Below are 24,572 nucleotides of genomic sequence, written 5' to 3'. Positions count from 1 at the left end.
GTCACGCCTCCGCGGTCTTGGGGACGCCCCGGAGGATGGAGTTGCCCTCGTGGGTGGCGTCCGTACCGGCGACGTCCAGGTCGAGACGGCCGCTGAGGCCGTAGAAGTCGACCGGGTTGCGCCACAGCACCCGGTCCACGTCGTCGTCGGTGAAACCGGCCGCCAGCAGGGCGTCGGCGACCTTGCGGGTCTTCAGGGGATCGCTCCTGCCCCAGTCGGCGGCGGAGTTGACCAGCACCTTCTCCGGTCCGTGCTTCCGCAGCACCTCCACCATGCGCTCCTCGTCCATCTTGGTGTCCGGGTAGACGGAGAAACCGAGCCAGCAGCCGGCGTCCTTGGCCTCCTCGACCGTGATCTCGTTGAGGTGGTCGATCAGGACGTGGTCCAGGGGCAGCGCGGACTCCCGGACCACGTCGAGGGTGCGGCGCAGGCCCGCCAGCTTGTCGCGGTGCGGTGTGTGGACGAGGGCGGGCAGCCCGTGGTCGGCGGCGAGCTGGAGCTGCGCGGCCAGCGCGGTGTCCTCGGCGGGCGTCATCGAGTCGTAGCCGATCTCGCCGACGGCCACCACGTGGTCCTTGACGAGATACCGGGGCAGTTCGTCGAGGACGGGGACGCAGCGGGGGTCGTTGGCCTCCTTGGGATTGAGGGCGATGGTGCAGTGGTGGGCTATGCCGTACTGCGCCGCCCGGAAGGGCTCCCAGCCGAGGAGCGCGTCGAAGTAGTCGTAGAAGGAGGCGGGTGAGGTGCGGGGCTGGCCGAGCCAGAAAGCGGGTTCGACGACGGCGCGGACGCCCGCGGCGTACATGGCCTCGTAGTCGTCGGTGGTCCGTGAGGTCATGTGGATGTGGGGGTCGAAGATGCGCATCAGGACTCCTTGCCGTCGGTGCCGGTGCCGGTGTCGGTTCCGGTGGGGGTGGCCGGGTGACCGGTGAGGGCCAGGACGCGGTGCAGGTCGTCGGGGACCGGGCGGTCCGCGGCGGTGCGCTCGGCGGCGTAGTCGACGAGCATGCGGGCCAGCTCGGCGTCGGCGCGGGCACGACGGGGGAGGTCTGCCACGGTGTCCACGGGAACGCCGGTGAACAGGCACTTCAGGACGGCGTGCCGCCAGCTGTGGGCATCCAGGTGCCGGGCGGCGTACGGGCCGACGGCGGCGGCCACCAGGCGGGTGTCGTTGGTGCGCAGGGCGTCCTCGACGACCGGCAGGGCCTCGGGACCGTCCACGAGGTGGGGCAGGGCCTCCAGGACGGCGCGGCGTTCGTCGGCGGTGCCCTGTCGGTAGACGCGGGCGAGGGTCGGGGCGTCGGCCCGGGCCGCGTGCAGGAGGAGGACTCGGGCGGCCTCCGCGTGCTCGGGTCCGCAGCGGCGGCCCGCCTCGGCCATCCGCAGTTCCCACACGGGGACGGGGCCGTCGGTGCCCGGGTGGGCGGCCGCCTCGTCGAGGGCCTGGTCCAGCCAGGCGCGGGCGGCACCGCCCAGGGAGGAGTTCAGGCGGGAGTGCAGGACGGCGAGGACGGGCGGGGTCTCCGCCGGGGCGGTGGGGGCGGTACGGGCGGTGTGGGCCGTGCCGGGGGCGTCGTGGAGGTCGTTCACGGGGTTCTCCCTTCGGAGGCGTCGCCGCCCTCTCCGGGGGCGGCCTGCCGGAGGAACGGGAGGGACTGCTGGGCGAGTTGCGGGCCGGCGTGGGAGTGGCGGGGCAGTTCGACGGAGACCAGACCCCGGTAGCCCGTGGCGGCGAGGGCTTCGAGCACGGGCGGGAAGTCGATCTCCCCGTCGCCGAAGGGGAGGTGCTCGTGGACGCCCCGGCGCATGTCCTCGATCTGGACGTGCCGCAGCCAGGGGGCGGCCTCGCGCACGCAGTCGGCGGGCGAGCGCGGTTCGAGGCACTGGCAGTGGCCGATGTCGAGGGTGAGGCCGAGGGCGTCCGGGCTCCCGAGCGAGGTGCGCAGGCGGTGGAAGTCGTCGAGGGTGGCGAGGAGGTGGCCGGGTTCGGGTTCGACGGCGAGCGGGATGCCGGCGGCGGTGGCGGCGTCGACGACGGGGGCGAGGGCTTCGGCGAGGCGCTTCCAGGCTGCCTCTTCGGCGTTCTCGGTGTCCTCGGCGTTCTCAGCGTCTCTGCCGTGCGCGGTGCCGGACGGCTTCTTCGGGAGGACGCCGCTGAAGCAGTGCACGGCGTGGGCGCCGACTTCCTCCGCGATCCGCACGGCACGGACGAGGAGGTCGACGCGCCGGGCCCGCTGTTCCGGGTCCGGGTCCAGCAGGGACGGGCCGTGCTTGCGGCGCGGGTCGAGCACGTAGCGGGCGCCGGTCTCCAGGGTCACGCCCAGGCCGAGTCCGTCCAGTCTGCGGGCGAGCCGACGCGTGCGGGCCGCGAGGTCGGGGGCGAACGGGTCGAGGTGCATGTGGTCGAGGGTCAGCCCCACACCGTCGTAGCCGAGGTCGGCGAGGAGGGAGAGGGCGTCGTCCAGACGGAGGTCGGTCAGGCCGTTGGTGCCGTAGGAGAAGCGGAGGGGGTGGGGGGCCGGTCCGGCGGCGGGACGGGTGCCCGGCTGTGGGTTCACGTCACGCTCACCTTCCGGCCGAACCTGCGGGCGGCCGGGGCGAGGGCCACCGTCAGCAGGGCCGTGACGGGGGCCCCGGAGCGGGCCGCGAGCGCCGCCTGGAGCGGGATCATGGCCCGGACACCGCCGCCGACGGCTCTCTGGGTGAGCGGGGGCGACGGGTTGAGGACGGCGTGGACGAGCGGGCGGGCGGAGGTCGCGGCGTAGAGGGCGGTGAGCGCTCCGCCGAGGGAGGCGATGTTCAGGACGGGCTTGAGGGACGGGCGGTCCGTGAGGGACGGGCGGTCCGTGAAGGCCGTGTCCCTGCTCGTGTCCTTGCCGGTGTCCCGCGTCAGGGACCAGGTCAGGGCCGTTGTCGCGGCCAGGGCCGTCAGCGGGGGCAGGGGGGAGCCGCCCCGGGTCTCGTGGCGGGAGACCGTCGTGACGGCCAGGGTGTGGGCGGCCAGGGTCAGGGCGGACGGTACGGCCTTGCGGGTGTCGCCGCCGGAGGCGGCCCCGCCGAGGAGGAGGTCCAGGCCCCTGGCCGCGGCCATCGCCGGGGGACCGGCGGGGGTCCGCTTGAGGACCAGGTCGTACGACCAGACCGTGGCGGCCAGGGCCCCGGCGACCGCGAGGGGCCGGCGGCCGGCCCGGGACGCCAGGGCCAGCCCCGCCGCCGTCAGGACCCCGGCGGCGGTCAGTGCGGCGGCCGGGCGGATACGGCCGGAGGGCAGGGGGCGGTGCGGGCGCTCCTCGGCGTCCTCGGCGTGGTCGGCCCAGTCGTTCAGGGCCATACCGGCCTCGTACAGGCACAGGGAGGAGCCGATGGCCAGCAGGGTGCGGGAGTTCGGGCGGACCCCGGCGGCCGCGGCGCCCGCGAGCGCGTCGCCGGGGACGGTGAACAGGGCGGGCAGGCGCAGGAGCTCCGCCCAGGCGCGCAGGTCCCCGCCCCTCTTCACCGCCGCACGGGAGGGCGGCCCCGGCTGCGGCGACCGCGGCGACCGCGGCTTCCGCCGCGCGAGCACCCCGCGCCGCCCGGGCCGTATCAGCCCGTTCAGCCCGCTCAGAGCACTCAGCCCGCTCAGAACACTCAGCCCGCGCGGAGCGCCGCTCATCGGCGCTCCCCGGCGAGGCGGTCCTCGATGGGTCGCTCCCCAGCGCCCGGCCCTCGCCCCGGTGCCCGCAGGCGGCCGGCCAGGTGCACCAGCTCCGCGTACTGCTCGCCCAGGGCGGCGGGCCCCTCCCCCAGCGGGTCCTTGAAGTAGAAGCCGAGTTCGCCGACCGGTCCGGACAGACCGGCCTCGTGGGCCCGGGCCATCAGACGGGCCAGGTCCAGGATCAGCGGGGCGGCCAGGGAGGAGTCGCAGCCCTGCCAGGTCGTCTGGAGGACCATCCGGGTGCCGAGGAAGCCGTCGAAGGCGATGTGGTCCCAGGCGGTCTTCCAGTCGCCGAGGGACGGTACGTCGTCGATGTGCGTCTCGCCCTGGGGGACCGTGCCGAGGGTGTCGGCGAGGGCGCGTTCCTTGCCCGCGTTCTTCGCGGCGGCGGCGGCCGGGTCGGCGAGGGCCGCGCCGTCACCGCCGCCCAGCAGGTTCGTACCGGACCAGGCCCGGACCGTCAGCGCGCGCTGCGCGAACATCGGGCCGAGGACCGACCGCAGCAGGGTCTGGCCGGTCTTGCCGTCCCGGCCGGCGTACGGCAGCCCGGACGCGGCGGCCCGCGCCGCGAGCCGCGGGTGGTGCAGGCCCATGGACGGCGTGAAGTTGACGTACGGGCAGCCGGCCCGCAGCGCGGCCGCCGCGTACAGGGAGCTGGCGGGGAGGGCGTCGCCCTCGGGGACGGGTTCCGTGGAGGCCACGTTCACCACGACGGCTCCGGACAGGCCGCCCAGGCGGACGAAGTCGCGGATGTCGCGGGAGAGGTCCGCGATCAGTTCGTCCTCGCTGCGGGTGTCGCCGCGCAGCGGGCCGCCGATCCTGATCTCCCGGTCGGCGGCAGCCAGTTCGGCGCTCACGGCCGACGGCAGGTCGTGGGGCAGGACCCCGCCGGCGGCGAGGGACTCGGCCCGTTTGGGCAGCGGGCAGTCGACCACGTCGTGGCCGCCGAAGACGAGCGAGGACAGCGGGGGCAGGCCGGCGTCCTGGAAGAGGCCGGTCTCGGTCACCATGCCGGTCGGCGGATGGAGCCCGGCCGTGACGGCCGCGCAGCCCGCGACGGCGGTCGTGGCGACGGAGCCCCTCGCTCCGATCAGCCACACCCCGATCCGAGAAGGGGAAACAGACGGTTCGGCGGACATGGGCGGCCTCCCTCTCATACGCGAACTCGTGCTCGTACGCGAACTCGTGCTCGTACGCGAACTCGTGCTCGTACGCGAATTCGTGCGCGAACTCATGCGTGGATCCATGCGTGAACTCATGCGGACTCATGCACGAATCCGCACGCGGACCGGAGGCGTGGTCGTACGCGTTCCGGGAACTGTGGGGCATCCGGGGAAAATCGGCGGGGACGGTGCCGGAGGGGTGGGGGTGAAGACGGCGGGCGGGGGTCCGGCGTCCCCCGCCCGCCGTCGCTCAGTCGCCCTGCGCGGCGGTTCGCGCCGGCAGGTGCTTGATCCGGATGTCGCGGAAGGAGACCTTGTCCTCGGCACCGTGGTTCTGGATGCCCACATGGCCGTCCCGCAGACTGCGCACCGGATCGGTGTTGGTGTAGTCGTTGATCTTCACGCCGTTGAGCCGTACGCGGAGCCGTTCGCCCTCCACGCGGATCTCGTACGTGTTCCACTCCCCCGGCGGGTTCAGCGCGCGGTCGCGCTTCGCCAGGTCGGCGGACTGGAAGCTGTACACGGCCCCGGTGGTGCGGTCGGGGGCGTCGGACGCGTCGATCTGGATCTCGTACCCCTTGTCGACGGCAGACCACGGGTCGTCGGAGGCCGGGAAGCCCACGAACACACCGGAGTTGTCGTCACCGCCGGCGCTCGCCATCCGCCAGTCGAGCTTGAGCGAGTACGAGCCGAACTCCTGGGCGCCGTACCAGAGCATGCCCAGGCCGCCGGAGGACGTGAGGGTCCCGTCGTCCGAGAGGGAGAACGAGCCCGGTCCGGCCTGCTTCCAGTCCGCCAGCGACTCGGCGCTCCCGTCGAAGAGGGATGTGTACCCCTTCCCCGGACGGCCCTGGGATCCCGTCGGTCCTCCCGTGGGTTCCTGCGACTGCTTCGACGAGGCCGGTCCCGACACGCACCCGATGAGCAGGGCGGCGCCGACGACCGCGGTGACGATGCGTCCTGTTGCTTGCATGGCGGGCCTTTCTCAGCGGGTCGCGCGGGTCGTGAAGGTGAAGTCGTCCACCTCGTAGAGGGCACCGGTGCGGCTGCCCCTGAAGACGAGATGGAGCGTGGTCGTGCCGCGCGGTGCCCTGGACAGGGATGCGCTGACGTCCTGGAAGGTCTCCCAGCCGCCGGTCACCGGGACGGCCGCGCTGCCCAGCAGACGCCCGGTGGGCGAGCCCGCGCGGACCTCCAGCCTGCCGCCCTCGCCCGCGGAGGAGACCCGGGCCGTGAGCTTCGTGGCGTTGCCCAGGACGTACGGCTCGAAGGAGATCCAGTCCTTGTCGTGGATGTCGCCGACGGTCTTCGCGCCGTGCGCGCCGGCCCGGTCCGTGACCTGTACGCCCTCGGAGGCGCCGAAGTGCTCGGCCTGGCGGTGCTCGGGCTGGACGACGGCCTGGTCGTGCGTGGTGAGGGCCTGCTGGCCGCCGCCTCCGCCGTCGGTGTACTCCGCGTCGAAGACGCCGAAGATGTTCGCGTTCTCGTCGTGGCCGCCGTCGGCGCTGGTCTGGATGGTGCCGGAGCAGCCGTTCGCCGAGGTCACGGGGTGGCCGTGGCTGTCGTGGCCGAGGATGAAGGTGACCTTCACCTTGGCGCAGTCGATGGTGCCGTCCTCCCGGTCGGTCACCTTCACCTTGAAGGGCACCGCGTCACCGAAGGCGAACAGCTGTCCGTCCTCGGGGAGCTGGAGCGTCACCGTGGGCGCGGTGTTGCCGACGACGATCTGCACGCTGGAGCTGCCGGTGCGGCCGTCCGGGTCCTTCGCCGTCAGGGTCGCGGTGTAGGTGCCGTTGGTCCGGTACCTGTGCGTCGGGTTGGCCGAGGTGGACGTGGTGCCGTCACCGAAGTCCCAGCTGTAGGTGAGGGCGTCGCCGTCGGCGTCCGTGGTGCCCGCGGAGGAGAACCGCACCCTGAGCGGCGCCTGTCCGGACGTCCTGTCGGCGGCGGCCTGCGCCACGGGCGAGTGGCCGTCGGTCGCGTTCTCGATGCGGTACAGCGCGGAGTTCTCGTCGCCGCCGAACCAGGCCAGGCCGTAGTCGAGGACGTACAGCGCGCCGTCCGGGCCGAAGGCCATGTCCATCACCTGGGTGCCGGTCCACGGCACGTCGGCGATGGACTGCACGGTGCCGCTGTCGTCCGACGAGATCCGCTTGATCCACTGGCGGCCGAACTCACCGGCGAAGAAGTCCCCGTCGTACGCCTCCGGGAACTTGACCGGGGAGTCGAGCGAGGCGTCGTAGTCGTAGACCGGACCGCCCATCGGGGACTCGGAGCCGGTGCCGAACTCGGGCACGGACCCGCCGTCGTAGGGGATCCAGGCGGCCTGGGCCGGGGGCAGGTCGGTGAGACCGGTGTTGTTCGGCGAGGTGTTCTTCGGCGCGGCGCAGTCGAAGGCGGCGCCCGAGGTCTTCGTCGCGAAGTCGTAGTCGACGTAGGCGTCGTTGTCGCCGGTGCAGTACGGCCAGCCGAAGTTGCCGGGCTCGGTCACGCGGGCGAACTCGACCTGTCCGGCGGGTCCGCGCGCGGGGTCGGCGGCGCCCGCGTCCGGGCCGTAGTCACCGACGTAGAGGATGCCGGTCTTCTTGTCGACGCTGAAGCGGAACGGGTTGCGGAAGCCCATCGCGTAGATCTCGGGACGCGTCTTCTCCGTGCCCGGCGCGAAGAGGTTGCCGTCGGGGACGGAGTACGAGCCGTCGGCGTTCACCTTGATGCGCAGGATCTTGCCGCGCAGGTCGTTGGTGTTGCCGGAGGTGCGCTGGGCGTCGAAGACGGGGTTGCGGTTCGCGCGCTCGTCGATGGGCGTGTAGCCGTCCGACTGGAACGGGTTGGAGTCGTCGCCGGTCGACAGGTAGAGATTGCCGTCCGCGTCGAAGTCGATGTCGCCGCCGACGTGGCAGCAGATGCCGCGGGTGGCGGGGACGTCGAGGATCTTCTTCTCGCTGGCGTTGTCGAGGGTGCCGTCGGCGTTCAGGACGAAGCGGGAGAGCCGGTTGACGCCGTCGAAGGGGGCGAAGTCGGCCGCGGTGCCCGTCTCGGGGGCGTCGCCGGCCGGGGTGTCGAGCGGCGGGGCGTAGTACAGGTAGATGAAGCGGTTGTCGGCGAAGCCGGGGTCGACGCCGACGCCCTGCAGGCCCTCCTCGTCGTGCGAGTAGACGTCGAGCTCGCCGGCGAGGCGGGTGTTGCCGGCGCTGTCGGTGATCCGCAGTTCGCCGTCGCGCGAGGTGTGCAGCACGGAGCGGTCCGGGAGGACGGCGAGCGACATGGGCTCGCCGACCTCCGGTTCGCCCTTGGCGAGGGTGACCTGCTGGAAGTCCTCGGCGGCGGCCGGCGCGGCGGGTGCCGCGCCGGGGTCCGCGACGGCCGCGCCCGCCGGGGGTGTGGCGAGGGTCAGCGAGGCACCGGCGAGGAGGGCGCCGGTGAGCAGCGCGAGGGCCTTGCGGAATCGTATTTTCGGGCGCTCTCCGTGGCCCTCGGTTCTGGTGGTGCTCGTGTGGTCGTTCGTGTGGTCGTTCGCGTGCACGGATGCCTCCAGGATGGGGCTGGTGGTTCATGCGGGTGCGATACGCCGGGGTGCGCCGGGCACCCCGGAACTGGTGGACCCCGGTGCGAAGGGCCCGTTCCTTCGAAGGCTCAGTCGTTCAAAGGCTCAGTCGTTGCCGCCGAACGCCGCGTCGAACGAGGCCGTCGGCGGTTCGAAGTCGAATGCCTTCAGCCGGGTGAGCGCCTCGGGGGCGCCCTGGAGCCGGTCCATGCCGGCGTCCTCCCACTCGACCGAGATCGGTCCCTTGTAGTCGATGGAGCGCAGCATCCGGAACACGTCCTCCCAGGGGACGTCGCCGTGGCCCGCGGACACGAAGTCCCAGCCGCGGCGCGGGTCGCCCCACGGGAGGTGCGAGCCGAGGCGGCCGTTGCGGCCGTCGAGGCGCTTGCGCGCCTCCTTGCAGTCCACGTGGTAGATCCGGTCGCGGAAGTCCCACAGGAAGCCGACCGGGTCCAGGTCCTGCCACACGAAGTGCGACGGGTCGAAGTTCAGCCCGAAGGCGGGCCGGTGGTCGACCGCCTCCAGCGCCCGCTGGGTCGTCCAGTAGTCGTACGCGATCTCGCTGGGGTGGACCTCGTGAGCGAACCGTACGCCCTCGGCGTCGAAGACGTCGAGGATCGGGTTCCAGCGGGTGGCGAAGTCCTCGTAGCCGCGCTCGATCATCGATTCGGGGGCCGGCGGGAACATCGCGACCAGGTGCCAGATCGCGGAACCGGTGAAGCCGATGACGGTGTCGACCCCGAAGGCCGCCGCGGCGCGCGCGGTGTCGGCGATCTCGGCCGCCGCCCGCTGCCGTACGCCTTCCGCGTCGCCGTCGCCCCAGATGCGGGACGGGAGGATCGCCTGGTGGCGTTCGTCGATGATGGCGTCGCAGACGGCCTGGCCGACCAGGTGGTTGGAGATGGCCCAGCACTTGAGGCCGTACTTGTCGAGCAGTTCCCGCCTGGAGTCCAGGTACCCGGGGTCCGCCAGGGCCCTGTCGACCTCGAAGTGGTCGCCCCAGCAGGCGAGTTCGAGGCCGTCGTAGCCGAAGTCGCGGGCGAGGCGGCAGACCTCTTCCAGGGGCAGGTCGGCCCACTGGCCGGTGAACAGCGTGAAGGTGCGCGGCACGGTACTGGTCCTCCTCAGCTCGCTACGGGGGTGAAGACGGAGTTCTTCTCGGCGCTCTCCTCGACGGCGGCGAGCACGCGCTGCACCTGCAGTCCGTCGGCGAAGGAGGGCAGCGGCCGGCTGCCCCCGGCGATGGCGTGGACCAGGTCGCGGGCCTGGTGCACGAAGGTGTGCTCGTAGCCCAGGCCGTGGCCCGGCGGCCACCAGGCGTCCAGGTAGGGGTGGTCGGGCTCGGTGACCAGGATGCGGCGGAAGCCCGCGTACGTGCCGGGTTCCGTGCCGTCGTGGTACTGGAGTTCGTTGAGGCGCTCCAGGTCGAAGGCCAGCGAGCCCTTCTCGCCGTTGAGTTCGATGCGCAGGGAGTTCTTGCGGCCGGTCGCGAACCGGGTGGCCTCGAAGGAGGCGAGGGCTCCCGACGCCAACCGTGCGGTGAAGAGGGCGGCGTCGTCGACCGTGACGGGCCCCTTCCCGGCACCGTCGGCCGTCGCCGAGAGACCGTCGGACGCCCCGGAGAGCAGCGGCCGCTCCCTGACGAACGTCTCGGTCATGGCGGACACCCCGGTCACCGGTTCCCCCGCCAGGTACTGCGCGAGGTCGACGATGTGCGCGCCCAGGTCTCCGAGGGCGCCCGAGCCCGCCGACTCCTTGCGCAGCCGCCAGGTGAGCGGGAACTGCGGGTCGACCAGCCAGTCCTGGAGGTACGTCACCCGTACGTGCCGCAGGGCGCCCAGGCGGCCCTCCGCGACCATCCTGCGGGCGAGTGAGGTGGCGGGCACCCGGCGGTAGTTGAAGCCGACCATCGCGACCTGGCCGCGGGCGGCGGCGGCCTCGGCGGCCCCGGCCATCGCCTCGGCCTCCTCGACCGTGTTGGCGAGGGGTTTCTCGCACAGCACGTGCTTGCCGGCCTCCAGTGCGGCGACGGCGATCTCGGCGTGGCTGTCGCCGGGGGTGCAGATGTCGACGATGTCGACGTCGTCGCGGGCGATCAGGGCGCGCCAGTCGGTCTCGGTGGCCGCCCAGCCGAGCCGGTCGGCGGCCCCCCGCACGGCTTCCGCGTCACGGCCGCAGACGGCCGCGAGCACGGGTCGGCGCGGCAGGTCGAAGACGCGGCCCGCGGTGCGCCACCCCTGGGAGTGGGCGGCGCCCATGAACGCGTATCCGACCATGCCCACGCCCAGCGGGGGCCGTCCGGCCGCCGCCCCGGGCCGTGCCCCGGCCTGTGCCTCGTCGGGCTGCTGCGGCTGTGCCATACGGAGGTCCTCCTCTTCGTCGTGGCGCGGTGGGGGGGCGCTCCGCTGTGCGCGGAGAAGGAACCGCGGATCCGTCGTGGCCGGCCGCGCAGTTCCTCACGCCCCTTGAAGGGCCCTGGGGACCTGCGGGTCCGTCGTGGCCGGCCGCGCAGTTCCTCACGCCCCTTGAAGGGCCCTGGGGACCTGCGGGTCCGTCGTGGCCGGCCGCGCAGTTCCCCGCGCCCCTGACGGGCCGCCCCTGCTGGGCGGCCCCGACGGGGTCCGGCTCTACTTGAAACCGGTGGGCAGGTACGTCTTGACGTTCTCCTTGTCGACGACCGCCGAGTAGAGCGTCAGGGACGAGGGGATCTCGAACTCCGCGAGGCCGCTGACGCCCTTGCCCTGGCCGAGCGCGCGGGCGAGGTCGATCGCCGACGCGGCCATGGTGGGCGGGTACAGGACGGTGGCCTTGAGGACGCCGTTGTCCGCCTCGATGGCCTGCATGGCGGAGAGCGCGCCCGCCCCGCCGACCATGATGAAGTCGTCCCGGCCGGCCTGCTCGATGGCGCGCAGGGCGCCGACGCCCTGGTCGTCGTCGTGGTTCCACAGCGCGTCGAACTTCGACTGGGCCTGCAGGAGCTGGGACATCTTGGCCTGTCCCGACTCGACGGTGAACTCGGCGGCCTGGCGGGCCACCTTCTTGATGTTCGGGTAGTTCTTCAGGGCCGCGTCGAAGCCGGCCGTGCGCTGCTTGGTGAGTTCCAGGTTGTCGAGTCCGGCCAGTTCGATGACCTTGGCGTTCTTCTTGTCCTTGAGCTGCTCGCCGATGTAGTGGCCGGCGTTGAGGCCCATGCCGAAGTTGTCGCCGCCGATGTAGGAGCGGTAGGCCTGCGGGGAGTTGAAGACGCGGTCGAGGTTGACCACCGGGATGCCGGCGCGCATGGCCTTGAGACCGACCTGGGTGAGGGCCTTGCCGTCGGCCGGCAGGATCACCAGGACGTCGACCTTCTTGTTGATCAGCGTCTCTATCTGGCCGATCTGGGCCGCGGTGTCGTTGGAGCCCTCGGTGATCTCCAGCGTCACGTCCTCGTACTTCTCGGCACGCTTCTTGGCGTTGTCGTTGATCGCGTTGAGCCAGCCGTGGTCGGCCTGCGGACCCGCGAAGCCGATGGTGACCTGCTTGCCGGGCTTGTCGTCGGCGGCGGGCTGGTCGTTGGAGGCCGGCTCGTCGTCGGATTCGTTGCTGGTGCAACCGGCGAGGAGGACACCGGCCGAGACGGCGGCGGTGCCGAAGAGAAGTCCTCTGCGGCTCGTGAGCTCTGGCATGGCGGTGGTCCCTTTCCTCAAGGCGTGTCCCTCGGGTCGTACGGGGTGGTGCGGGGTGCCGATCACGTGCTGATCGAGCAGTGATGGAGTACTGATCAAGCGGTGATCGAGTGCTGGTCGGGTGCCGCGCGGCGCTACGTGGTGTTCGCGGTGCGGCGCTGGACGAGCACGGCGGCGACGATGATCGCGCCCTTGGCGATCTGCTGGACGTCGCTCTGCAGGTTGTTCAGGGCGAAGATGTTCGTGATCGTGGTGAAGATCAGGACCCCGAGCACCGATCCGACGATGGTGCCGCGCCCCCCGCTGAGGAGGGTGCCGCCGATGATGGCCGCGGCGATCGCGTCGAGTTCGTACAGGTTGCCGTTGGTGTTCTGGCCCGAGCCGGACAGGACGATCAGCATGAAGGCCGCGATGCCGCAGCACAGTCCGGAGAGCAGATAGAGGTAGAGGCGCTGGCGGCGTACGTCGATGCCGGCGAGCCGGGTCGCCTCCGCGTTGCCGCCGACGGCCACCGTGCGCCGTCCGAAGGTGGTGCGGTTGAGCACGAGCCAGCCGATGACCGTCACGACCGCGAACATCAGGACCAGCGGCGGGATACCGAGGACGTAGGAGTCCCGCTCGCCGAGGTCGAGGATGCCGTCGATGGTGACGACCTGGGTGTTGCCGTCGGTGATCTGGAGGGCGAGGCCGCGGGCCGAGGCCAGCATGGCGAGGGTCGCGATGAACGGCACCATGCCGCCGTACGCGATCAGCAGTCCGTTCACCAGGCCGCAGCCGACACCGACGATCACCGCGGTGAACAGGACGCCTGTGAAGCCGTACTCCTGGGTGGCGACGGTGGTCGCCCACACCGAGGCGAGCGCCACGATCGCGCCGACGGACAGGTCGATGCCGCCGGAGGTGATGACGAAGGTCATCCCGACCGTGACGACGCCGATCACCGATGCCTGGGTGAGGACGAGCTGGAGGTTGCGGGTGTCGAGGAACTCGTCGGGCTTGGTGATGCCTCCGATGAGGATCAGGGCGGCGAGCACACCGAGCAGTGACAGGGTGCGGACGTCGGCACGTGCCACGACCACCCGCCACGGACTGGGTTCCACCTGCGGTGACAGCTTCGGGGTGTCGTCCCTGGGCGGGGACACGGGCTGCGTCATGACGCCGGGCTTCCTTCCATGACGAGGTCGAGTACGCGGTGTTCGTCGAGTTCCTGGGCGGGCGCCGTGTGGACGACCCGGCCCTCGCGGAGCACCAGGACGCGGTCGGCGAGGCCGAGGACCTCGGGTACTTCGCTGGAGACCATGAGCACGGCCAGGCCTTCGTCGGCGAGGCGGCGGATGACGGCGTACAGCTCGGCGCGGGCGCCGACGTCGACGCCGCGGGTCGGTTCGTCGAGCAGCAGCACCCGGCAGCCGCGCAGCAGCCAGCGGGCGAGGACCGCCTTCTGCTGGTTGCCGCCGGAGAGCGTGCGGATGAGGGCGGACGGGTTGTCGGGGCGCAGCGACAGCTCGCGGGTCGCCTTGCGCGCCGCGTCCCGTTCGGCGTTCCGGTCCAGCCAGCCGCCGTACGAGAAGCGGGACATGGAGGACACGGAGACGTTGCGGGTGACGGACTCCAGCATCAGCAGGGCCTGCGCCTTGCGCTCCTCGGGGGCGAGGCCGAGACCGGCGGCGACGGCCGTCCGGACGCTGCCGGGCTTCAACTGCTTCCCGTCGACCAGGACTTGGCCGGTACTCGGCTTGCGGGCGCCGTAGACGGTCTCCAGGATCTCGGAGCGGCCGGAGCCGACGAGTCCCGCGAGACCGACGATCTCACCCGGACGCAGGACCAGGTCCAGCGGCTCGAACTCGCCCTCGCGGGAGAGTCCCCGGACCTCCAGCACCGGAGCGGGCAGGTCCCGGGGCGCGGGGCGCGGCGGGAAGACGTACTCGACGTTGCGCCCCGTCATCAGCGCGACGACCTCGCGGGTCGGCGTGGAGTCGGCGGGCAGGCCGCCGGCCACCGCGCGGCCGTCCTTCAGCACCGTGACCCGGTCGCCGATGCGGCGGATCTCCTCCAGGCGGTGCGAGATGTAGACGACGGCGACGCCCTCGGCGGTGAGGTCGGTGACGATGCGGAAGAGGTTGTCGACCTCGTCGGGGTCCAGGGCCGCGGACGGCTCGTCCATGACGATGAGGCGTACGTCGTGGGAGAGCGCCCGGGCCATGGAGACGATCTGCTGGTGGGCGGCGGACAGCTCGCCGACCAGCCGCCCGGGGTCGATCTCCGGATGGCCGAGCCGCTTCAGCAGGGCGGCGGTCGACGCCCTGGCCTCCTTGCCGCGCACGACGAACCCGGCGGACGTCGGTTCGTGGCCGAGGTAGACGTTCTCGGCGACCGACAGGCCCTCCACCAGGTCGAGTTCCTGGTAGATGGTGGCGATGCCGAGGCGCATGGCGGCGATGGGCGAGCGGAGCACGACCTGCTCGCCGCGCCAGCCGATCGTGCCGTCGTCCGGCTGGTGGGCGCCGGCCAGGACCTTGATGAGTGTGGACTTCCCCGCGCCGTTCTGGCCGAGCAGGCAGTGCACTTCACCGGGCAGGACGTCGAGGTCGACGCCGTCGAGGGCCCGGACACCGGGGAACGACTTGGTGATTCCGGACATCGTGAGAAGGGGTGGTTCTGGTGCCATGACGGTTCCCCTCGGCATGCGGGCCGGTTGCAGGGCAGGGCGGAGCAGGGCAGGGCGGAGCGGTCGGGTGGTGAGGGTGTGCGGGTGCGGGTGTACGGACGCGGGTGTGTACGGGTGCGGGTGTGCAGATGTGGGTGTACGGACGCGGGTGTTACGCGGGTGAGAACAGGTGGTCGCTGATGAGCCGGGCCGCGCCGATGACTCCGGCGGTGGGGCCCAACTCCCCCAGCACGATGGGCAGGTTGCCGGTCGCGAGAGGCAGCGACTGGCGGTAGACCTGGGTGCGGATCGCGGCGAGCAGGGTGTGGCCGAGTCCGGTCACCCCACCGCCGATCACCACCAGGCCCGGGTTGAAGAAGCTGACGAGTCCGGCGATGACCTGGCCGGTGCGGTTGCCGCCCTCGCGGATCAGGTCGAGCGCGGTGGCGTCGCCCGCGGCGGCAGCGGCGGCGACGTCGACGGCGCTCAGGGCGCCCGCCGCCTCCAGCCGTGCCGCGAGTTCCTCGGAGACCCCCTGCTGGGCGGCCTCCATCGCGTCACGGGCCAGTGCGGCACCGCTGAAGTGGGCCTCCAGGCAGCCCCGGTTGCCGCACGCGCACGGACGGCCGTCCGGTACGGCCTGGATGTGGCCGATGTCGCCCGCGCTGCCCGTCGTACCGCGGTAGACCCCACCGCCGACGACGATCCCGCAGCCGATACCGGTACCGATCTTGACGCAGAGGAAGTCGCCCACGGAGCGGGCCACGCCCGCGTGCTGCTCCCCCATCGCCATCAGGTTCACGTCGTTGTCGACCATGACGGGGCAGCCGAGGTCCTGGCTCAGCGCCTCGCGCACCGGGAACCCGTCCCAGCCCGGCATGATCGGTGGGGCGACCGGGATGCCCTCGGGGAAGCGAACGGGTCCGGGTACCCCGATGCCGGCGCCGTCGAACCCCTCGGCGAGCCCCGACGCCTTCAGCTTCTGCGCCATGGACAGGACCTGCTCGAAGACCGCGACCGGGCCCTCGCGCACGTCCATGGGCTGGTTGATGTGGCCCAGCACCTCCAGCTCCGCGTTGGTGACCGCGACGTCTATCGAGGTGGCCCCGATGTCGACGCCCAGGAAGCGCAGCGCGGGGGCGAGGCGGATGTTGTGGGACCGGCGGCCGCCGCGGGACGCGGCGAGTCCGTCGGCCACCACCAGGCCCGTCTCCAGGAGCCGTTCGACCTCCACGGCCAGCTTGGACCGGGAGAGGTCGACCTGGTCCCCGAGCTGTGCCCGCGAGTTGGGGCCGCCGTCGCGCAGCAGTCTGAGCAGCCGCGCCTGATGGGCGTTCCCGGGTCGCGCTGTCATACGTCTCACGAGCCCCTCCCCGCCTCATCGGCACCGCCGTCGTTGTCTTTCGAGGGGAACGTAGCAGTGGCTGCCGCACCTGGGAAGAACTTGCGCAGGAATTGCCCACGACTTTTTCCACTCACAGGACAAAGGAAGGGCGGACGGTGGCCGGGAGCCGCCCGGCGCAGCAGGATGGACGGCGTGGCCGGGGCCGCCGTGGTCCGCGGCGGAAGGGGGAAAACACGTGATCTTGGTGACGGGTGCCACGGGGAACGTGGGAGCCCATGTCGTGCGCGCGGTGGCCGCCGAGGGCGAGCCGGTGCGCGCGCTGAGCCGCTCGGGCGAGGGTGCCGGACTGCCGCCGGGCGCGGAGGCGGTCGCGGCGGACCTGAACAGTCCGCGGACGCTGCGCGGGGTGCTCGACGGGGTGCGCGCCCTGTTCCTCATGCCGGGGTACGAGGGACAGCGTGCCGTGCTCGCCGACGCGCGGTCCGCGGGGGTGGAGCGGGTGGTGATGCTGTCGGGCATGGCGGCGAAGGCCGCGGACCACAACGCGGTCACCCGCTATCTGCGGGCGGCGGAGGAGGAGGTGCGGGAGTCCGGGCTCGCCTGGACGTTCCTGCGGCCGGCGAGCTTCATGTCGAACGCGCTGTCGTTCGCGGACCAGCTCCGCAAGGGCGACGAGGTGCGCGTGCCGTTCCCCGGCGTGCGCACGGCGGACATCGATCCGTACGACATCGCCCGGGTGGCCGCGCGGGCGCTGCTGTCGTCCGAGCACGGGGGCCGCGCCTACAGCCTGACGGGGCCCCAGTCCCTGCTGCCCGGCGACCGGGTCGCCGTCCTCGCCGAGGTGCTGGGCCGGGACCTGCGGGCCGTCGGGCTCACGGACGAGGAGACGCGGGAGGCCCTGCGGGCGGCCTTCCCCGCCCCGTACGCCGAGGCGTTCCTGCGCTTCTTCGGCGACGGCGTCCTGGACGAGTCGCAGGTCCTGCCGACGGTCGAGGAGGTCACGGGCCGCCCGCCGCGCACGTTCCTTCAGTGGGCGCGGGAGCACGCGGACGCGTTCTGACGAGCCCGACCACCCCCGGCCGCCCCGGCCGCCCTCCCCAGCCGGCCCCGGCCCCCGGCTCCGTGCGGCTCCGTACGGCCCCGTTGCGGGGTCGCTAGTCGCGCGGCCGTGCGTGGTACGTCCTGCGGGTGTGCTCGGTGTGGGCGCGCATGACCTCGGTCGCGCGCTGTTCGTCGCGGGCGGAGATCGCGGCGATCAGGTCGCGGTGCTCGATCCAGGACTGCCGCCCGCGCTGCCGGGCGACCGGGGTGTAGTACCAGCGCACGCGCCGGTCGACCTGCGCGGCCAGTTCGGCCAGGACCGCGTTGCCCGCGAGCTCCATGACCTTGGCGTGGAAGCGGGCGTTGGTCGCGACCGCGGCGTCCACGTCGTCGGCGGCGACCGACTCCTCGCCCCGGGCGCACAGCTCCTCCAGGGCGGCGATGCCCGACGTGCCCGTGTTGGCCGCCGCGAGCCGGGCCGCCTCGGCCTCCAGGAGCGTGCGCACGGTGAGGAGCTGGTCCGCCTCCGCCTCGGTGGGTTCGTGCACGAACGCGCCCTGCGCGGGCCGCAGGTCGACCCACCCCTCGGTGTTCAGCCGCTGCAGGGCTTCGCGCACGGGCTGCCGGGAGACCCCGAGGTGTCCGGCGAGCTCGCTCTCGACGAGGTGCTGGCCGGGCTGCAGGGCGCGCGTCGTGATCAGTTCGAGCAGGGCCTCGTAGACGCGGTCCCTGAGCGGACCCGGCCGTTCGAGCTTCGGCACCGATCCCTGCGGCAGTCCGGTCGACAACATCGCGGTCCCCCTCCTGTGCGGCCGCGGCGGCCGCGGCGTCTGCGCGCGGCGGCACGGCAGCCCGGCATCCGGCACCCGGCATCCGCTCCGGTAACCGTATTCGGCATCGATTGTCTTTCGTCTACAGTCTACGGCGCACAATGACCAGGCCAAGGGGGCGTCGGCCTCGTCACACCGGACCGCGACAGCAGGTCAGGGACAGTGGACGACCTGACCCGCGTACGAGAGGTTGCCGCCGAAGCCGAAGAGGAGGACGCGGTCGCCGGTGGAGATCTCGCCGCGTTCGACGAGTTTGGACAGGGCGATCGGGATGCTGGCGGCGGAGGTGTTGCCGGATTCGACGACGTCCCGCGCGACGACGGCGTTCACGGCGCCGATCTTCCCGGCGAGCGGCTCGATGATCCGCAGGTTGGCCTGGTGCAGCACGACGGCGGCGAGGTCCTCGGGCGTCAGGCCGGCCCGCTCGCATGCCTTGCGCGCCATGGCCGGCAGCTTGGTGGTGGCCCACCGGTAGACGCTCTGGCCCTCCTGGGCGAACCGCGCGGGGGTGCCCTCGATGCGTACCGCGTGCCCCATCTCGGGCACCGATCCCCAGAGCACCGGCCCGATGGCGCTCTCCTCGGCGGCCTCGACGACGGCGGCCCCCGCCCCGTCCCCGACCAGGACGCAGGTCGTGCGGTCCGTCCAGTCGGTCACCTCGGACATCTTGTCGGCGCCGATGACCAGGACCCGGGTCGCGCCGCCGGCCCGCACGGCGTGGTCGGCGGTGGCCAGCGCGTGGGTGAAGCCCGCGCAGACCACGTTGAGGTCCATGACGGCCGGCGACGGCATGCCGAGGCGGGCGGCCACCCGGGCGGCCATGTTCGGCGAGCGGTCGACGGCCGTGGAGGTGGCCACCAGGACGAGGTCGATGTCCTCGGGGGCGAGTCCCGCGGACGCCAGGGCCTTGGCGGCGGCGTGCGCGGCCAGCTCGTCGACGGGCTCGTCGGGTCCGGCGATGTGGCGCGTGCGGATGCCCACCCGGCTGGTGATCCACTCGTCGCTGGTGTCGACCAGCTCCGCCAGGTCCTCGTTGGTGAGAACCCTGGCGGGCTGGTAGTGGCCGACGGCGGTGATACGTGAGCCGGTCATGGGCGGTCCCCCTGGGGTGCATGGGTAGCGGGACTCACCAGTCTGACCAGGTACTCGCGGGTACGAGGACATGTGAAGTCACAGGATTGCCGTGCCGCCCTTGTCGGCTTCCGTCAGACCCCCGGACGCCCGGACACCTGTCCCGCGGACGTACGAGCGTCCGTCCCACAGGCGTGCGAGCGCCTACCCGGTGAACAACTGGGTGGCTTTCCGTACGAGCTCGTACAGACCGTAGGCCAGCGGAGCCCCCACCCAGACCCAGGTGAGGGCGATCAGCGGGCGTCGGTCGGGCGCCGCGCCGTCCGCCGGAGCGCCGTCGGGCACGCCGCCGTCGGGCACGCCGCGGTCAGGCGGACTGCTGTCGCTCGTGGACATCGGCGGTCTCCTTCCGGTCGGTCACGTGGTGGCGGGGGCTGACGGGCCGGACGAGTTCGTTGGCGACGAACCCGACCACGAGCAGCCCGATCATGATGATCAGTGACAGTCCGTACAGGGACGCCCCGGACCTGCCGGCCTCCTCCTGCCGGTCCGCGATCCAGTTGACGATCAGGGGGCCGAGCACACCGGCCGTGGACCAGGCGGTGAGCAGCCGTCCGTGGATCGCGCCGACCTGGTAGGTCCCGAAGAGGTCCTTCAGATAGGCGGGCACGGTCGCGAAGCCGCCGCCGTAGAAGGAGAGGATCACCAGTGCGGCGATGACGAACACGGGCTTCGAGGAGTCCCCGACCCAGGCGATGAGCGCGTACATCAGTGCGCCGACGCCCAGGTAGACGCGGTAGATGTTCTTGCGTCCGATCAGGTCGGACGTGGAGGACCAGCCGATGCGGCCCGCCATGTTGGCCGCCGAGAGCAGCGCGACGAAGCCGGCCGCGGCCGGCACCGAGACGGGTGTGGAGGTGTCCGCGAAGAAGTCCCTGATCATCGGCGCGGCCTTCTCCAGGATGCCGATGCCCGCGGTCACGTTCATGCAGAGCACGATCCACAGGAGCCAGAACTGCGGGGTGCGCACGGCGCTGTTCGCGGAGACCTGTACGCCCTCCAGCGGGGCCGGGGTGCCGTCGGCCGCGGTCTTCACGGGGCGCGGCACACGCACCAGCAGTACGCCGAGCGACATGAAGACGGCGTACGTCAGTCCGTGCACGAGGAAGGCCAGCGCGATGCCCGAGCTGTCGGAGCCGAAGGAGTCCAGCATCTGCGCGGACCACGGCGAGGCGATCAGCGCGCCGCCGCCGAAGCCCATGATGGCGATGCCGGTGGCCATGCCGGGCCGGTCCGGGAACCACTTGATGAGCGTGGAGACGGGCGAGATGTAGCCGATGCCGAGGCCGATGCCGCCGACGAAGCCGTAGCCGAACACGATCAGCCAGTACTGCTCGGTGGCGGCGCCGAGGGCGGAGAGCAGGAAGCCCGAGGAGAAGCAGACCAGGGCGACCGTCATCGCCCAGCGCGGCCCGTTGCGCTCCACGAGCGTGCCGCCGAACGCGGCGGACAGGCCCAGCATCACGATGCCGAGCTGGAAGGGCAGGGCGCTCTGGGTGCCGCTGAGGTCGAGCGCGGACTCCAGGGAGGGCTTGAACACGGACCAGGCGTATGCCTGCCCGATGGAGAGGTGGACCGACAGGGCCGCGGGCGGGACCAGCCAGCGGCTCCAGCCCGGTGGGGCTACAGGGGGACTCATGATCCGGACGATAGGAAGCGGCCGTCCGGTTGGGAAGGCGGGGCACCCCGACTCGTCGACCGTATGCGGTGAACGGTATGCCGGGTGCGGTGAACGGTCGGTTCCGGCCGACGAACGGCCTTTCCGGCCGCGCCGTGCCGTTCCACGGCGGGTGTCCGTGAGGCAACACCCGGCGATCCCCGGAGCCGGCCGGCCCCGGTCGGCACCGGGGGTGGCGGTCGGCACCGGGGTGGCGGTCACCGCGCGCCGGGTGCTGCGCGAACCCTTGCCGCCCCAACCCCCATACTGTAGACAATATTCAGTCGACACGATGACGGCATGATGTCGACATGATCCGGCACGGTCCACCGCTGTCCAGCGTCTCCTCGGTACCCTCGACCGAACGGAGCCCTCCGGTGAAAGTGGCAGTTCTCGGCGCCGGTGCGATCGGCGCCTACGTCGGTGCCGCGCTGCATCGCGCGGGTGCCGATGTGCACCTCATCGCCCGTGGACCGCATCTCGCGGCCATGAGGCGGCACGGAGTGCGCGTGCTCAGTCCGCGCGGCGACTTCACCGCCCGGACCCACGCCACCGGCGACCCGGCCGAGGTCGGCCCGGCCGACTTCGTCTTCCTGGGCCTCAAGGCCAACTCGTACGCGGCGTGCGGGCCGCTCATCGAGCCTCTCCTCCACGACTCCACGGCGGTGGTCGCCGCCCAGAACGGCATCCCCTGGTGGTACTTCCACCGGCACGGCGGCCCGTACGACGGCCACCGCGTCGAGAGCGTGGACCCCGGCGGCGCGGTCAGTGCGGTGATCGCGCCCTCCCGGGCCGTCGGCTGTGTCGTCTACGCGGCGACCGAGCTGGCGGGACCCGGGGTGGTCCGCCACCTCGAAGGCACCCGGTTCTCCGTCGGCGAGCCCGACCGCACGGTCTCGGTGCGCTGCGTCGAGTTCGGCGAAGCCATGGTGGCCGGCGGGCTCAAGTGCCCGGTGGAACCCGACCTGCGCAACGACATCTGGCTCAAGCTGCTCGGCAACATCTCCTTCAACCCCATCAGCGCCCTGGCCCGCGCCACCATGCGGCAGATGTGCCTGCACGGCGGCACCCGGCGGGTCATCGAGATCATGATGACCGAGACGCTCGCGGTCGCCGAGGCGCTGGGCTGCCGGGTGGGCGTCTCCATCGAGCGGCGCCTGGCCGGCGCGGAGCGCGTCGGCGACCACCGCACCTCGACGCTCCAGGACCTGGAGCGCGGCAAGCCGCTCGAACTCGACGTGCTGCTCGCCGCCGTCGTCGAACTCGCGGAGATCACCGGCGTCCCGGTGCCCACGCTCCGCACCGTCCACGCCATCTCGGACCTGCTCGCCCTGAGGACCGCCGCATGAGCTGCCGCCGCATGAGCTACCGCCGCGTGAGCAACCGCACGAAGGCCCGCACGAGGAACCCGAGGAGCCCCGTATGAGGAAGCGAGACCGGACTCCCCCCGTCTACAAGCGTCTCCAGTACCCGCTGGTCCGTGACTCCCGGGACGAGCCCTTCCGGCGCGCCTCCTGGGACGAGGCCCTGGACCGGGCCGCCCGGGGCCTGGGCGCCGCGCGCGGCGCGTTCGGCATGTTCTCCTGCGCCCGCGCCACCAACGAGATGAACTACGTGGCGCAGAAGTTCGCCCGCGTGGTCATGGGCACCAACAACGTCGACTCCTGCAACCGCACCTGCCACGCGCCCAGCGTGGCCGGCCTGTCGGCGGCCTTCGGGTCGGGCGGCGGCACCTCCTCGTACGGCGAGGTCGAGCACACCGACCTGATCGTCATGTGGGGCTCCAACGCCCGTTTCGCGCACCCGATCTTCTTCCAGCACGTCCTGCGGGGGATCAGGAACGGCGCCCGGATGTACGCGGTCGACCCGCGCCGCACCTCCACGGCCGAGTGGGCCGAGGGCTGGCTCGGACTGGACGTCGGCACGGACATCCCGATGGCGCACGCGATCGGCCGCGAGATCATCCGCGCGGGCCTCGTGAACGAGGCGTTCGTCGAGCGGGCCACCACCGGCTTCGAGGAGTACCGGCAGCTCGTCGAACCGTGGACGCTCTCGCTCGCCGGGAAGGTGACGGGCGTGCCGGCCGCCGCGATACGGGAGCTGGCGCACGCCTACGCCCGTGCCGAGCGCGCCCAGCTGTGCTGGACGCTCGGCATCACCGAGCACCACAACGGCACGGACAACGTGCGCGCGCTCATCAACCTCGCCCTCCTGACCGGCCACGTGGGCCGCTTCGGCTCGGGGCTCCAGCCCCTGCGCGGGCAGAACAACGTGCAGGGCGGCGGCGACATGGGCGCCATCCCGAACCGGCTGCCCGGCTTCCAGGACATCCTCGACCCCGGCACCCGGCTGAAGTTCGAGTCCGCGTGGGACACCGTCATCCAGCCGCACCACGGGCTGAACCTGACGGAGATGTTCGAGGCCATGGAGGAGGGCTCGCTGCGGGCCGTCTACTGCATCGGGGAGAACCCGGCGCAGTCGGAGGCCGACAGCGGACAGGCCGTGCGCCGGATGCGGAAGCTCGACTTCCTCGTCGTCCAGGACATCTTCCTGACGAGGACGGCCGAGCTCGCGGACGTGGTCCTCCCCGCGACCGCGGGCTGGGCGGAGACCGAGGGCACGACCACCAGCAGCGAGCGCCGGGTCCAGCGGGTGCGCCGGGCGGTCACCCCGCCGGGGGAGGCCCGCGAGGACATCGACATCCTCTGCGACCTGGCCGCCCGGCTCGGCCACGAGTGGAAGTACGCGGACTCCGAGGCCGTCTGGAACGAGCTGCGGTCGGTGTCCCCGGACCACTACGGGATGACGTACGAGCGCCTTGAGGAGCACCGGGGCCTCCAGTGGCCCTGCCCGGAGACGGACCGGCTCGGACCCACCTATCTGCACGGCAGGCTGTGGGAGTCCGACCCGGCCGCGCGAGGGCGTCCCGCGCCCTTCGGGCTGGTCCGGCACGACCCGCCCGCGGACCTGACGGACGAGGAGTACCCGATCCGGCTGACCACGGGGCGGCGGCTGGACTCGTACAACACCGGGGTGCAGAGCGGTGGTTTCGCCTCGCCGCTGCGGCGCGGCGAATTCGTCGAGCTGTGCCCGGAGGACGCGGAGCGCCACGGAGTGGCGGCCGGCGAGCGGGTCCGGGTGTCCTCGCGGCGCGGCTCGGTGACGGCGCCGGTGTGGATCGACACCGCGCTGCGGCCGGGGCTCGCGTTCATGACCATGCACTTCCCCGACAAGGTGGACACCAACTCCCTCACCATCGAGGCGAACTGCCCGATCGCGGGGACGGCGGAGTTCAAGGCGTCGGCGATCCGGATCGAGAAGCTGCCGGCCGCGACGCGAACGAGGTGATCGTCAGTGGACCTGCACTTCGGTGACGGCAAGCCGACGGACGAGGAGCGGGCGGCGGTCGACGCGCTGCTCGGCCCCCCGGAGTCCTCCTGGGAGGGCGCCGACCGGTCCGACGCCGATCTCAGGTGGGCACGCGGCGGACGGGAGGCCCGGGAGCGCCGCGATCTGCTGTTGCCGGGGCTGCACGCCCTCAACGACCGGGTCGGCTGGATCAGCGAGGGCGCCCTCGGCTACCTGTGCCGGCGGCTCACCGTGCCGCCGGCACAGGCGTACGGGGTCGCCACCTTCTACGCGATGTTCTCGGTGAAGCCGCGCCCCGCCACCGTGCTGCACGTGTGCACGGACCTGGCGTGCGCGGCGGCGGGCGCCCCGGAGCTGTGCGCCGGGGCCGAGGCCCGCCTCGGCCCCGGCAGCGGGGTGGGCGTCCGGCGCAGCCCCTGCCTCGGCCTGTGCGAACGGGCCCCGGCGGCGCTCGCGGTCAGGGCCGGGGACCCGGTGCGTACGGCC

The 24,572-nt window shown here is 72.4% G+C and carries 20 protein-coding genes and 1 pseudogene; 4 read left to right on the top strand and 17 right to left on the bottom strand.

Annotated elements, in window-relative coordinates; translation table 11 throughout:
• Position 1 precedes the first annotated feature (1 nt).
• From KM933_RS27670 to KM933_RS27610, 13 genes and pseudogenes are all read right to left on the bottom strand, one after another.
• Positions 2-865 carry a TatD family hydrolase gene (locus KM933_RS27670; protein ID WP_221357072.1) on the bottom strand — a complete coding sequence of 288 codons (864 nt, stop codon included), beginning with the start codon at positions 863-865 and terminating at the stop codon, positions 2-4.
• Entirely contained in the window at positions 865-1,590 is a 726-nt protein-coding gene (locus tag KM933_RS27665) for an EboA domain-containing protein (RefSeq protein ID WP_221357070.1), read from the bottom strand. The genes KM933_RS27670 and KM933_RS27665 overlap by 1 nt, the downstream gene beginning before the upstream one ends.
• Positions 1,587-2,558 carry a sugar phosphate isomerase/epimerase family protein gene (locus KM933_RS27660; protein ID WP_221357068.1) on the bottom strand — a complete coding sequence of 324 codons (972 nt, stop codon included), beginning with the start codon at positions 2,556-2,558 and terminating at the stop codon, positions 1,587-1,589. Before KM933_RS27660 ends, KM933_RS27665 begins: the two co-directional genes overlap by 4 nt.
• Entirely contained in the window at positions 2,555-3,652 is a 1,098-nt protein-coding gene (locus tag KM933_RS27655; RefSeq protein WP_221357066.1) for an SCO3242 family prenyltransferase, read from the bottom strand. Before KM933_RS27655 ends, KM933_RS27660 begins: the two co-directional genes overlap by 4 nt.
• On the bottom strand, positions 3,649-4,833 hold the full coding sequence (locus tag KM933_RS27650; RefSeq protein ID WP_221357064.1) for an inositol-3-phosphate synthase: 1,185 nt from the start codon (positions 4,831-4,833) through the stop codon (positions 3,649-3,651). The genes KM933_RS27655 and KM933_RS27650 overlap by 4 nt, the downstream gene beginning before the upstream one ends.
• A gap of 274 nt (positions 4,834-5,107) precedes the next feature.
• Positions 5,108-5,704: pseudogene (locus tag KM933_RS27645) on the bottom strand (3-keto-disaccharide hydrolase); the annotation flags it as partial.
• A gap of 138 nt (positions 5,705-5,842) precedes the next feature.
• A complete protein-coding gene (locus KM933_RS27640; RefSeq protein ID WP_221357062.1) occupies positions 5,843-8,380 on the bottom strand; it encodes a PQQ-dependent sugar dehydrogenase in 2,538 nt (845 codons plus the stop codon).
• 126 nt (positions 8,381-8,506) lie between these two features.
• The gene (locus tag KM933_RS27635) at positions 8,507-9,511 is read right to left on the bottom strand and encodes a sugar phosphate isomerase/epimerase family protein (protein WP_221357060.1); all 1,005 of its coding nucleotides are present in this window, start codon (positions 9,509-9,511) and stop codon (positions 8,507-8,509) included.
• Positions 9,512-9,525: 14 nt separating this feature from the next.
• On the bottom strand, positions 9,526-10,761 hold the full coding sequence (locus KM933_RS27630) for a Gfo/Idh/MocA family protein (protein WP_221357059.1): 1,236 nt from the start codon (positions 10,759-10,761) through the stop codon (positions 9,526-9,528).
• A 267-nt stretch (positions 10,762-11,028) separates the two neighbouring features.
• Positions 11,029-12,066, bottom strand: coding sequence for a substrate-binding domain-containing protein (locus tag KM933_RS27625; RefSeq protein ID WP_221357057.1), 1,038 nt, complete (start codon positions 12,064-12,066; stop codon positions 11,029-11,031).
• A 134-nt stretch (positions 12,067-12,200) separates the two neighbouring features.
• Complete coding sequence (locus KM933_RS27620) at positions 12,201-13,220, bottom strand: ABC transporter permease (RefSeq protein ID WP_221357055.1); 1,020 nt, start codon at positions 13,218-13,220, stop codon at positions 12,201-12,203.
• Positions 13,217-14,734, bottom strand: coding sequence for a sugar ABC transporter ATP-binding protein (locus KM933_RS27615; RefSeq protein WP_221357053.1), 1,518 nt, complete (start codon positions 14,732-14,734; stop codon positions 13,217-13,219). Before KM933_RS27615 ends, KM933_RS27620 begins: the two co-directional genes overlap by 4 nt.
• Before the next feature lie 151 nt (positions 14,735-14,885).
• Entirely contained in the window at positions 14,886-16,067 is a 1,182-nt protein-coding gene (locus tag KM933_RS27610; protein ID WP_221357051.1) for an ROK family transcriptional regulator, read from the bottom strand.
• A 226-nt stretch (positions 16,068-16,293) separates the two neighbouring features.
• On the opposite strand from KM933_RS27610, the gene KM933_RS27605 reads away from it, so the two are divergent.
• On the top strand, positions 16,294-17,118 hold the full coding sequence (locus KM933_RS27605; protein ID WP_221357048.1) for an NAD(P)H-binding protein: 825 nt from the start codon (positions 16,294-16,296) through the stop codon (positions 17,116-17,118).
• A gap of 94 nt (positions 17,119-17,212) precedes the next feature.
• On the opposite strand, the gene KM933_RS27600 is transcribed toward KM933_RS27605, so the two are convergent.
• The 4 genes from KM933_RS27600 to KM933_RS27585 form a co-directional block, all read right to left on the bottom strand.
• A complete protein-coding gene (locus KM933_RS27600; RefSeq protein WP_221357046.1) occupies positions 17,213-17,890 on the bottom strand; it encodes a GntR family transcriptional regulator in 678 nt (225 codons plus the stop codon).
• Positions 17,891-18,082: 192 nt separating this feature from the next.
• Positions 18,083-19,021 (bottom strand): beta-ketoacyl-ACP synthase III, encoded by a 939-nt coding sequence (locus tag KM933_RS27595; protein ID WP_221357044.1) that lies wholly within the window; start codon positions 19,019-19,021, stop codon positions 18,083-18,085.
• A gap of 183 nt (positions 19,022-19,204) precedes the next feature.
• Complete coding sequence (locus tag KM933_RS27590; RefSeq protein ID WP_430727377.1) at positions 19,205-19,345, bottom strand: MFS transporter small subunit; 141 nt, start codon at positions 19,343-19,345, stop codon at positions 19,205-19,207.
• Between the two features lie 22 nt (positions 19,346-19,367).
• Positions 19,368-20,699, bottom strand: coding sequence for an OFA family MFS transporter (locus KM933_RS27585; RefSeq protein WP_221357042.1), 1,332 nt, complete (start codon positions 20,697-20,699; stop codon positions 19,368-19,370).
• A 395-nt stretch (positions 20,700-21,094) separates the two neighbouring features.
• Here KM933_RS27585 and KM933_RS27580 point away from each other — a divergent pair, with 395 nt between their 5' ends.
• The 3 genes from KM933_RS27580 to KM933_RS27570 form a co-directional block, all read left to right on the top strand.
• Positions 21,095-22,066 (top strand): 2-dehydropantoate 2-reductase, encoded by a 972-nt coding sequence (locus tag KM933_RS27580; protein ID WP_221357040.1) that lies wholly within the window; start codon positions 21,095-21,097, stop codon positions 22,064-22,066.
• A gap of 73 nt (positions 22,067-22,139) precedes the next feature.
• Entirely contained in the window at positions 22,140-24,065 is a 1,926-nt protein-coding gene (locus tag KM933_RS27575) for a molybdopterin oxidoreductase family protein (RefSeq protein ID WP_221357038.1), read from the top strand.
• 6 nt (positions 24,066-24,071) lie between these two features.
• A partial coding sequence (locus KM933_RS27570; protein ID WP_221357036.1) for an NADH-quinone oxidoreductase subunit NuoE family protein occupies positions 24,072-24,572 on the top strand: 501 nt, incomplete at its 3' end.

The organism is Streptomyces beigongshangae (assembly GCF_019710745.1).
Classification (GTDB): Bacteria; Actinomycetota; Actinomycetes; order Streptomycetales; family Streptomycetaceae; genus Streptomyces; species Streptomyces beigongshangae.
The sequence above is the reverse complement of the archived record's forward strand: the minus strand, read 5'-3'. Positions and strand labels throughout refer to the sequence as shown.